Below are 11,814 nucleotides of genomic sequence, written 5' to 3'. Positions count from 1 at the left end.
AGACACAAAAAAGCCCGGAGGAAACTCCGGGCTTTTCAGTTTTAATCTCTTATCTCTTAACGCGGTAGAACCGAGCTACCCATCAGATCAGCATCGATGGCATGTGCTGCCTGACGGCCTTCGCGGATCGCCCAGACGACCAGCGACTGACCACGGCGCACATCGCCTGCGGCATAGAGCTTGTCGACATTGGTGCGATAGTCCTGCTCATTGGCCTTGACCGACTTGGAGCCGCGACGATCGGTTGCGACGTCGAGCTTGTCGCCCAGTTCCTTGACCACACTGTCTTCGCCCGGACCGGCAAAGCCGATGGCGATGAATGCAAGATCAGCCTTGATGAAGAATTCCGAACCGGCAATCGGCTTGCGCTTTTCATCGACCTGACAGCACTTCACATGGGTCAGGCGGCCTTCTTCGCCGATGAATTCCAGTGTTGCGACCTGAAACTCACGCGCAGCACCCTCAGCCTGGCTGGAAGAGGTGCGCATCTTGGTGGCCCAGTAAGGCCAGACGCTCAGCTTGTCTTCCTTTTCCGGCGGCTGCGGACGAATATCAAGCTGCGTAACGTTCACCGCACCCTGACGGAAGGCGGTGCCCACGCAGTCCGATGCGGTATCGCCGCCGCCGACCACGACGACATGCTTGCCGCCAGCAAGAATCGGAGCCGAAACCCAGGCGACGGATTCGATGTTCTCGCGGCCAACGCGACGATTCTGCTGCACCAGATAAGGCATGGCGTCGAAAACGCCTTCCAGATCGGCGCCGGGAATGCCTGCCGGACGCGGGCTTTCGGAGCCGCCGCTGTAAAGCACGGCATCATAGGTATCGAGAAGACCGCGCAGCGGCTTGTCGACACCGATATTCACGCCGCACAGGAAGCGGACGCCCTCACCTTCCATCTGCGCCACGCGGCGGTCGATGTGGTGCTTTTCCATCTTGAAGTCAGGAATGCCGTAACGCAGCAGACCGCCCGGGCGGCTTTCGCGCTCATAGACATCGACCATGTGACCGGCACGCGCCAGCTGCTGTGCAGCAGCAAGGCCAGCCGGGCCGGAGCCGATGATCGCAACCGACTTGCCAGTCTTGTTGGCGGCGGGCTGCGGCACGATGTAACCCAGCTCAAAAGCCTTGTCGCCCAGAGCCTGCTCGACCGTCTTGATCGCAACCGGCGTATCTTCGAGGTTCAGCGTGCAGGCTTCCTCGCAAGGCGCCGGGCAGACGCGACCGGTGAATTCCGGGAAATTATTCGTCAGATGCAGGTTGCGGATCGCCTGATCCCAATTGTCGTTATAGACAAGATCATTCCAGTCCGGGATCTGGTTGTGCACCGGGCAGCCCGTCGGTCCATGGCAGAACGGAATGCCGCAATCCATGCAGCGCGCAGCCTGCTTCTGCACTTCACCATCCGTCATTGGAATGGTGAACTCGCGGAAGTGGCGGATACGATCCGACGCGGGCTGGTACTTTGCTACCTGCCGGTCGATCTCTAGAAAACCAGTTACCTTACCCATTCTTCTACTCCCCTCGGCCTGAGACCAGCGCATGGTCTGCTTTGCCGGAAGTTGCCCTGTCCGCCGCGTCATTCTTGAACGCGCAGGCATGTCAGAGCGTTGTTATCTCTTCATGTGGCGAAGGGAGCCCGACCCGAAGGTCGGGCTCCGCTTGTCAGGATCACTCAGCCGCGACACCGATCTGCATGCGCTCCATCTCTTCAAGAGCGCGACGGTATTCGACCGGCATGACCTTCACGAATTTGGGACGATAGCTCTCCCAATTGTCGAGAATATCCTTCGCCCGTGTCGAGCCTGTGTAATGCAGGTGGTTGGCGATCAACTGCACCAGACGTTCCTCATCATGATGGGTCATATTGGCCGAAACGTCCACACGGCCCTTATGCATGAGGTCACCGCCATGGTGATGCAGCTTTTCGAGAATGTCGTCTTCTTCCGGAACCGGCTCCAGTTCGACCATTGCCATGTTGCAGCGCTGGGCGAAATCGCCTTCCTCGTCAAGCACATAGGCGACACCGCCCGACATGCCCGCCGCGAAATTGCGCCCCGTCTGACCGATAACCACAACGACACCGCCGGTCATGTATTCGCAACCGTGATCGCCCACGCCTTCGACAACCGTGACTGCGCCGGAGTTGCGAACGGCGAAACGCTCGCCTGCAACGCCGCGGAAGTAGCACTCGCCTTCAAGCGCGCCGTAGAGCACCGTATTGCCGACGATGATAGAATCTTCGGCGACGATACGCGTATCTTCCGGCGGGCGGATAACGATGCGGCCACCCGAAAGACCCTTGCCGACATAGTCGTTGCCATCGCCGATCAGCTCGAACGAAATGCCGCGCGCCAGGAATGCGCCGAAGGACTGGCCAGCCGTGCCGCGAAGCGTAACGGCGATGGTTTCATCCGGCAGGCCCTTGTGACGGAACCGCTTGGCAACTTCACCCGACAGCATGGCACCGGCAGAACGGTCGACATTCTTGATGCCGATGTCGATCTTGACCGGCTTGCGTTCTTCGAGCGCAGGCATGGCTTCAGCGATCAGCTTACGGTCGAGAACGTCCTCAATCGGATGATGCTGACGCTCGGTCCAGTAGATCTCGTGCTTCTCAGCCTCAGGCTTGTAGAAGATGCGGCTGAAATCGAGACCCTTGGCCTTCCAATGGTCGATCATCGTCTGCTTTTCCAGAAGCTCGGTCTCGCCGATGATCTGTTCCAGCTTGGTGAAGCCCATTGAAGCCAGCAGCGCACGCACTTCTTCCGCCAGATAGAAGAAGAAATTGATGACGTGTTCCGGCGTGCCTTTGAAGCGCTTGCGCAGAACCGGGTCCTGCGTCGCCACGCCCACCGGGCAGGTGTTGAGATGGCACTTGCGCATCATGATGCAGCCGGCAGCAATCAGCGGAGCCGTCGAGAAACCGAATTCGTCGGCCCCCAGCAGCGCACCAATCACCACGTCGCGACCGGTCCGCAGACCGCCATCGACCTGCAAGGCGATGCGGGAGCGAAGCCCGTTCAGCACCAGCGTCTGGTGAGTTTCGGCAAGGCCGATTTCCCACGGACTACCGGCATGCTTCAGCGAGGTGAGCGGCGAAGCGCCCGTGCCGCCATCATAACCCGATACAGTGATGTGGTCGGCGCGTGCCTTGGCAACACCGGCGGCAACCGTGCCGACACCCACTTCCGACACCAGCTTGACCGAAATATCGGCAGCCGGATTGACATTCTTCAGGTCGTAGATCAGCTGTGCCAGATCTTCGATCGAGTAGATGTCATGGTGCGGCGGCGGCGAAATGAGGCCAACGCCCGGGGTCGAGTGACGGGTTTTCGCGATGGTCGCATCAACCTTGTGACCCGGCAGCTGGCCGCCTTCGCCGGGCTTTGCACCCTGCGCAACCTTGATCTGGATCAGATCGGAGTTGACGAGATATTCCGTCGTGACACCGAAACGGCCCGATGCAACCTGCTTGATCGCAGAACGTTCCGGGTTCGGCGTGCCATCCGGCAGCGGATAGAAGCGATCCGGCTCTTCGCCACCTTCGCCCGTGTTCGACTTGCCTCCAATGGCGTTCATCGCCCGCGCCAGCGTGGTATGCGCCTCACGGCTGATCGAGCCGAAGGACATGGCACCGGTCGAGAAGCGCTTGACGATATCGACCGCCGGTTCAACTTCATCGATGGAAACCGGCTTGAGACCGCGATCTTCAGCAAAGCGAATATCGAACAGGCCGCGAATGGTCTTGGCCTGCGCCGACTTGGAGTCGAGCATGCTCGTATATTCAGTGAACGTATCCGGGTTCGAGGTGCGCACTGCATGCTGCAGCTTGGCAACTGCGTCCGGCGACCACAGATGTGCTTCACCGCGCATGCGGTAGGCATATTCACCGCCGACTTCGAGCGAGGTCAGCAGAACCGGGTCGTTACCGAAGGCATCGGTGTGACGGCGCACGGTTTCTTCCGCGATTTCGTCCAGTCCAACACCTTCGATGCTGGTGGCCGTGCCGAAGAAGAACTTGTCAACGAAGCTCGACTGCAAGCCGACAGCGTCGAAAATCTGCGCGCCGCAATAGGACTGATAGGTCGAGATGCCCATCTTGGACATGACCTTGAGAATGCCCTTGCCGATCGACTTGATGTAGCGCTTGACCACTTCATATTCGTCGACTTCCGGCGGGAATTCGCGGCGGCGATGCATGTCGAGCAGCGTATCGAAGGCGAGATACGGGTTAATCGCTTCGGCGCCATAACCTGCGAGGCAGGCAAAATGGTGCACCTCGCGCGGTTCACCCGATTCGACCACGAGGCCGACCGAAGTCCGCAGACCCTTGCGGATCAGATGGTGATGCACGGCAGCCGTCGCCAGCAGAGCCGGGATCGGAATGCGGTCCGGACCAACCTGACGGTCGGACAGGATGACAATGTTGTAGCCGCCATGAACAGCCGCTTCGGCACGGTCGCACAGACGTTCGATGGCGCCATGCATGCCAGCTGCGCCCTCACCCGTATTATAGGTGATGTCGAGCGTCTTGGTGTCGAAACGATCTTCCGTGTGACCGATGGAGCGGATCTTTTCCAGATCGCCATTGGTCAGGATCGGCTGGCGCACTTCCAGACGCTTGCGGCGCGAATTGCCAATAAGGTCGAAAATGTTCGGGCGCGGACCGATGAATGAGACAAGGCTCATCACCAGTTCTTCACGGATCGGATCAATCGGCGGGTTGGTGACCTGCGCGAAGTTCTGCTTGAAATAGGTGAACAGCATCTTCGACTTGTCGGACATGGCCGAAATCGGCGTATCCGTACCCATCGAACCGATAGCTTCCTGACCAGTGGTCGCCATCGGGGACATCAGAAGCTTGGTATCTTCCTGACTGTAACCGAAGGCCTGCTGGCGGTCGAGCAAGCTCACATCCTTGCGCAGCGCACGCGGTTCGACCGGGCTGAGGTCTTCCAGAATGAGCTGGGTGTTGCCAAGCCACTGCTTGTAGGGATGCTTCTGCGCGATCTGCGACTTGATTTCCTCGTCGGAAACGATGCGGCCCTCTTCCATATCGATGAGCAGCATGCGGCCCGGCTGAAGACGCCACTTCTTGACGACCTTCTTTTCTTCCACCGGCAGAACGCCAGCTTCCGAAGCCAGGATGACGAAATCATCGTCAGTCACAATGTAGCGGGCCGGACGCAGGCCGTTACGGTCCAGCGTGGCGCCGATCTGGCGACCGTCGGTGAAGGCCACGGCGGCAGGACCGTCCCATGGCTCCATCAGGGCAGCGTGATATTCGTAGAATGCCCGGCGATCATCCGACATCAGCTTGTTGCCGGACCATGCTTCGGGGATCAGCATCATCATCGCATGAGCGAGGCTGTAGCCACCCTGATGCAGGAATTCCAGCGCATTGTCGAAGCAGGCCGTATCCGACTGGCCTTCGTAGGAAATAGGCCACAGCTTGGAAATGTCGTTGCCGAACAGTTCCGAGTCGACCGAAGCCTGGCGCGCCGCCATCCAGTTCACATTGCCGCGCAGCGTGTTGATTTCGCCGTTATGCGCGACCATGCGGTAAGGGTGAGCCAGCCGCCAGGACGGGAACGTGTTGGTCGAAAAACGCTGGTGAACGAGAGCCACCGCGCTTTCGAAGCGCGGATCGCGCAGATCCTGATAATAAGCACCAACCTGATAAGCCAGGAACATGCCCTTATAGACAACCGTGCGCGCCGACATGGAAACGACGTAGAAGCCGTTATCGTCGCCATCGTTTTCCTGATAGATGCGGTTGGAAATGACCTTGCGCAGCACGAACAGGCGGCGCTCGAACTCATCGTCGGTTTCCAGCATCGGGTTGCGGCCGATGAAGACCTGAACATGGAAAGGTTCGGTCGCGGCGATATCCGGAGCCTTCGACAGGGACGCGTTGTCGACCGGCACTTCACGGAAGCCGATGAACTGCTGGCCTTCGGCAGCGATCACTTCCTTGACAATTTCTTCGGCATGGGCGCGCAGCTGGGCGTCGCGCGGCATGAACAGATAGCCCACGCCATAATGGCCCGGCTGCGGCAGGTCGATACCCTGACGCGCCATTTCCTCGCGGAAAAAGCGATCTGGAATCTGCACGAGGATGCCTGCGCCGTCGCCCATCAGCGGATCAGCGCCAACGGCGCCGCGATGGGTGAGGTTTTCCAGCATCTTGAGGCCATTTTCCACGACCTCATGCGACTTCTTGCCCTTCATATGGGCAATAAAGCCAACGCCGCACGCATCGTGTTCGTTGCGCGGATCGTAGAGACCTTGAGCTGGCGGGACACCCGCCGCCTTAGTTTTTCGCGTCGTTCGGGTGGAAGCGGTCGTCGCAGCTTTGACCGTTCCGTTCTGTACGTTGTGAGAAACCACATTCGATACAGATGGCGTCAAATGCGTCATCGTCATTCCCTCCGTTTGGCCCTCTTCATGAGGCGCGCGATCAGTATATACCGAGATGGTGACAACCATCTCGCTGGTGCATTCATTCTATGGAAAGCCTTATCGACAAGGCGTTGGACGAGGTTCCAGGCAAATGGCAGAGCCAAGCGGGCAAAGCCGGTGCGAGGAACGATGTTTAGCGCCTTATTCTCATCAGGCTCGGACAGACAACACTCAGCCCGCCAGATAAAGGCGCACTCGAATCTCCCCTGTCACAGTCGGAGCGCCAGTGACCGTCAAGCCATTGGCCTGCCAGCACAGCGCTTTTATTTCTGAAACCGACGGCACGGTTCTATGCGTGTTTTCCGCCTGCATCAGCTTTTAATTGGACAGCATTGCTGTCCTAATTACGTATGACAGAATTCAAATTGCCTCACAAGATGGAAACGCAATTTTTCTCAGCCACTTCCGTAATAAAATGTCGCATGTGCATACCATTGAGACTTTTAATTACGTATAGCGCCGATTGCGTCAGTTTGGCGCGGTTCTAAGACAACGCACAAAGCATAGAAAAGTGACAGGCAGCGTCGGTTTTTTCACCATTTTCGGTATTATCGCCTTTCTCAACTCCGGTTATAGACAATCGACAGCAGCTATCGCTGCACATACTGGAATCGTTGCGAGTGGAGACAGCCGTGCATTTTGCTTCAGACAACTGGGCGGGCGCCCATCCGAAAATCGCCGAAAGCCTTTCGCTGCATGCAGCCGGTTTTGCCGCCGCCTATGGCGCAAGCGAACTCGACAAGCGCGTTGAGCAGCGCTTCAACGAAGTGTTCGAGCGTGAAGTGGCCGTCTTCTTCGTCGGCACCGGAACGGCTGCCAACTCGCTGGCGCTGGCAAGCGTCAACCGCCCGGGCGGCGTTTCGCTGGTGCACCGTGAAGCACATGTCATAGAAGATGAATGCGGCGCGCCCGAATATTTCACCGGCGGCGCACGTCTTCACCCTATTGACGGCGCGCTCGGTCGTATCGACCCTGAACTGCTCAAGCGGGAATTGAAGCGCTTCAACCCGGCTTTCGTCCATGCCGGACAGCCAATGGCTGTCAGCATCACGCAGGCTACGGAAGTCGGCACGCTCTATCAACCGCAACAAATCGCCACCATTTCCAAAATCTGCCGCGATGCCGGTCTGCCCTTGCATATGGATGGCGCACGTTTCGCCAATGCTCTGGTCACGCTCGGCCTGACACCCGCCGAAATGACATGGAAACAAGGCGTCGATATCGTCTCCTTCGGCGGCACCAAGAATGGCTGCTGGTGCGCGGAAGCGCTGGTCTTCATGGACCCGGCGCGCGCAAAGGATCTGCCGTTCATTCGCAAGCGCGCAGCACAGCTTTTTTCCAAGACCAGCTTTGTGGCAGCCCAGTTCGACGCCTATCTGCAAGACGATCTGTGGCTGGAACTTGCACGTCATTCCAATGCGCTGGCAACCCGCCTTGCAGGCCACGTCAACGCGTCCAGCCAGATGCGCCTTGCCTGGAAGCCGGAAGCCAATGAAGTTTTCGCCATCATGAAACAGTCGGTCTATGACCGCCTGCGCAATGCCGGAGCGATCTTCTACGACTGGAACCCGCCGCATTCGGAAGAAAACCGCATCAGTGAGGGCGAAATATTCGCCCGCTTCGTGACCAGCTTCGCCAACACGGAAGAAGATGTGGACCGGTTCGGCGACATGATCGCTTAAACACAAAAAGGCGGCGCTTTGCAGCGCCGCCTTTCTTATTTCTATAGGCTTATCCGCACTTAGTGCATTTCCAGCAAAAGTGCGAAGCGGTTTTGCGTAGGATAATGCAAACAAACACTTAGTGCGCGGTTTTGGCTTCGATCTGCTGAGCGCTGTCGGAACCAGCCTTGGCGACTTCGATCTTGCGCGGTTTCATCTGTTCAGGAATCTCGCGCTTGAGGTCGATGTGCAGGAGGCCATTCTTGAGGCTCGCACCGGCGACTTCAACAAAATCGGCAAGCTGGAAGCGGCGCTCGAAAGCACGCGAAGCTATACCGCGATAAAGCACTTCACCGATATCGGATGCATTTTCGTCAGCCTTCTGACCCTTCACGGTCAGCTGGTTGCGATGGGCTTCGATTTCGAGTTCGCTTTCGGAAAAGCCCGCAACGGCCATGGTGATGCGATAGGTGTTCTCACCCGTGCGCTCAATATTATAGGGCGGATAGGACTGGGTGCCCTCCGGCGAAGCGAGCGAATCAAGCATGGTGAAAAGCCGGTCGAAACCAACCGTGGAACGATAAAGCGGGGAAAAATCTACGTGACGCATGTGTTAGCCCTCCTTCAGAGCGACATGATGCATGGTTTGGCATAACCCCTTTCGAAAACCGCTCTGCGGTTTCAGGATCATGCATGGCGGCGAAACTCCCTTAATGGCGAATTCCTTGGTGCCGGCGGCCCCTTTTTGGCGACCGCAAAACTCATTTGGGAATGGCTGTTTTGCTTTTCAAGACCGTTCTCAAACAACAATCTCTCTGACTTTGCCTACACGGCATGTCACTTCGCGTAACAACTCCTGATCCATAGGATCCTACATTTTTGGGAGCAAATCCACAGTGAACCCAAAATGAACATCATCTTCCGCGAGCGTTCATCTGCTTGGGGCTAATAAATGTCCCGTCATGCCTGTCGCTCGACAGGTTTTATTAAGGATCACGGTTATGAAAAAAGCTGTTCTCGCTTTTGCCGCACTTGCCACTGTCGCTACCGGCTTTGCGACCCCTTCCCTCGCTGACAGCTCGGGTTTGCGCGTCCAGGTTCAGTATTACGACAACAATGATGGTTATCGCCCACGCCCGCCTCGCCCGGATGCTCCGCCTCCGCCGCCCGGCTATGGTCGCCCGGATCGCCGCCCCGACTGGGGGAATCGCGATACGCTGCGCCCACGTGAAGTCACCCGTATGCTGGAACGCCGCGGCTATGCAGTCGGCGACATGCGCCGGGATCGCGACACCTATATGGTCCGCGCCACACGTCCGAATGGTCGCCGCGTCATCGTTATGGTCGATGCCTTCTCCGGCCGTATCGTCGGCGAACGCCGCCCCGGCGGCTACTAAAAGTTTGAGAAGTCGGAACGTCTGGCCGCAACGTCCCTTGCACCTGACGATCCTTTGGCCGGAAGTTCGCTCTAATTCTTTGAGTCAGCGTATCGTACTTTCCAAAAATCGTTTTCGATTTTTGGGCCGATACGCTGGCGAACTTCCGGTTACTTTTTATCATTACTTCGCGCATAATACTCGAGACGATCAGGGCATTATCATTCGGGAAAGGCTGCGCAACGGATGTCGGAACTACTGTTCGAAACCGATGCGAGTCCGATTCCGCATGGCATAAGGTCGGGCTTTTTCACAAGCCATTCCGACCATCCCGACCGAACCCTGCGCTACAGCATCCTGAAGCCCGAAACAGGCCCGGTGCGCGGCACCGTCATCGTGCTGCAAGGCAGAAACGAATTCATCGAAAAATATTTCGAAACGATGAGCGAGCTGACGGCGCGGGGCTTTGTTGCCGCCACCTTCGACTGGCGCGGCCAGGGCGGCTCTCACCGGTTGCTGCGAGACAGGCTTCGCGGCTATGTCCGCAGTTTCGACGACTATCAGGAAGATCTCGACCATTTTCTAACCGATACCGTTCTGCCCGACTGTCCCCCGCCTTTCTATATTCTCGGCCATTCTTCCGGCGCTATGGTGGCATTGGCCTCGATGGGCAGTCTCTCGTCCCGCATCACGCGCATGGTGCTGTGTGCGCCCTTCATGGGGCTTGCCACGCAGAAACTAAGCGACGACGTCGTGCGCCGTTTGGCCGCCACGCTGCGGCGCGTCGGGCTTGGAACACTCTATGCTTCCGGCGGAAAAAGGCTGACCGCACGCCCCTTTGCCGGAAACCCGCTGACCAGCGATCCAGCACGTTTTATGCGCAATACGGAAATCACGCGCCTCTTCCCTGATCTGGCACTAGGCGGACCGACAGTGCGCTGGGTGTGGGGTGCGCTTGAAACGGCGCGCCGTATCAATCAGCCAGACTTTTATGAGGAAAGCCCCAGCGTGCCTGTGCTGATCATTGCAGCAGGCGACGAACGCGTTGTCTCAACGCCGGTGCTTGAGCGCTTTGCTGCGCGCACGCGCAATGTTTCACTGATTACGATCGACGGCGGACGCCACGAATTGTTGCAGGAAGCCGATTTTTATCGCGAACAGCTCTGGGCCGCCTTCGACGCCTTCATTCCCGGATCGTCAGATGTTGAAATCATGCCGGAAACCATCGAGCCGGAGTTCTCCGGCGTCTGACAAGCAGCGATGGGGAACCAGCCGAACACGCCGATTCCCCGGAGAGATTTACCCGTTCAGCAAATCGAGCGCGGCCTTGTGCAGTTCCGGCGTTGCGGCTGCAACAATATCGCCAGCCTCTTCGGCAGGGCCGCCATCGCGACGGGTGATCACGCCACCGGCCTGCTCAATGATCGGGATGAGCGCGACGATATCGTAAGGCTGCAAGCCAGCCTCAACGACAATATCGACATAACCGCCTGCAAGCATCGCAAAAGCGTAGCAATCGACACCATAGCGCGAGAGGCGCACGGCACTTTCAAGCCGGTCAAACCCTTTGCGGTTATCTCCTTTGAACATCGCTGGCGTCGTCGTGAACAGCGTCGCATCTGCCAAGGTGGCTCCCTTGCGCACAGAGAGACGGCGCGGCTCATCACCATCGCCTTCGCGCAGCAAATAGGAGCCCTCGCCGTCGCTATAGAACAGCTCTCCTGTAAACGGCTGTGACATCATCCCGGCGCGTGCATCACCATCGACCGTCAGGCCGACCAGCGTGCCCCAGACCGGCAGACCGGATATAAAGGCGCGGGTGCCGTCTATGGGGTCGATAACCCAGACATGGCTGCGGTCGGTATTTTCCGGGCCGTATTCCTCACCCAGAATGCCGTGTTCCGGATAACGATGCCCAATGACGGCACGAATCGCCCGCTCCGCCGCACGGTCCGCTTCGGTAACAGGGTCGAATCCGACACTGTATTTGTTGTCCACCTCGTTCAACTGACGAAAGCGCGGCAAAGTTTCAGCCGCTGCTGCCGCTGCCACTTCGGAAAAAAATGCCTTGTCGATGAGCAACCCTATTCTCCTGTTTCCAAGACATGGCTGCAACTTGTGCATCCATGCTAATTTTGCTCAATTATTGAGCAAGAAAAAATTCGCCCAAAAAAGATGCGCATTTTCTTGACGCAACCAGCTTTAGCGCGTAGCTTAAAGACTAGACAGGCCTTCCTGTCGATGCCTTTCGGGGCATTTCCTCCCTAGTCTTTGGCCGCGTTCGTATCGTACGAGCGCGGTTCTTTTTATCT

7 protein-coding genes are annotated in these 11,814 nt (G+C 57.8%); 3 read left to right on the top strand and 4 right to left on the bottom strand.

The annotated features are described in order from the left end of the window. Positions 1–56 precede the first annotated feature (56 nt). Positions 57–1,511, bottom strand: coding sequence for a glutamate synthase subunit beta (locus ACTJKP_RS12220; protein WP_440630847.1), 1,455 nt, complete (start codon positions 1,509–1,511; stop codon positions 57–59). A gap of 160 nt (positions 1,512–1,671) precedes the next feature. After that, positions 1,672–6,423: a glutamate synthase large subunit gene (gene gltB, locus ACTJKP_RS12215; protein ID WP_440630972.1), complete on the bottom strand. Its 4,752-nt coding sequence runs from the start codon at positions 6,421–6,423 to the stop codon at positions 1,672–1,674. 674 nt (positions 6,424–7,097) lie between these two features. Here gltB and ACTJKP_RS12210 point away from each other — a divergent pair. Next, the gene (locus ACTJKP_RS12210; RefSeq protein ID WP_440630846.1) at positions 7,098–8,147 is read left to right on the top strand and encodes a threonine aldolase family protein; all 1,050 of its coding nucleotides are present in this window, start codon (positions 7,098–7,100) and stop codon (positions 8,145–8,147) included. Positions 8,148–8,265: 118 nt separating this feature from the next. Here the strand turns inward: ACTJKP_RS12210 and ACTJKP_RS12205 are convergent, their stop codons facing one another. Beyond that, positions 8,266–8,736 carry an Hsp20 family protein gene (locus ACTJKP_RS12205; protein ID WP_138783563.1) on the bottom strand — a complete coding sequence of 157 codons (471 nt, stop codon included), beginning with the start codon at positions 8,734–8,736 and terminating at the stop codon, positions 8,266–8,268. Positions 8,737–9,127: 391 nt separating this feature from the next. Between ACTJKP_RS12205 and ACTJKP_RS12200 the strand changes: the two genes are divergently transcribed. Beyond that, on the top strand, positions 9,128–9,523 hold the full coding sequence (locus tag ACTJKP_RS12200) for a PepSY domain-containing protein (RefSeq protein ID WP_078339241.1): 396 nt from the start codon (positions 9,128–9,130) through the stop codon (positions 9,521–9,523). A 225-nt stretch (positions 9,524–9,748) separates the two neighbouring features. Further along, positions 9,749–10,753, top strand: coding sequence for an alpha/beta fold hydrolase (locus ACTJKP_RS12195; RefSeq protein ID WP_440630845.1), 1,005 nt, complete (start codon positions 9,749–9,751; stop codon positions 10,751–10,753). Between the two features lie 48 nt (positions 10,754–10,801). Here ACTJKP_RS12195 and hisN read toward each other — a convergent pair whose 3' ends face one another. Beyond that, positions 10,802–11,584, bottom strand: coding sequence for a histidinol-phosphatase (hisN, locus tag ACTJKP_RS12190; protein WP_440630844.1), 783 nt, complete (start codon positions 11,582–11,584; stop codon positions 10,802–10,804). Positions 11,585–11,814 lie beyond the last annotated feature (230 nt).

Source organism: Brucella sp. 22210, assembly GCF_052045675.1.
Lineage (GTDB): Bacteria > Pseudomonadota > Alphaproteobacteria > Rhizobiales > Rhizobiaceae > Brucella.
The sequence above is the reverse complement of the archived record's forward strand: the minus strand, read 5'-3'. Positions and strand labels throughout refer to the sequence as shown.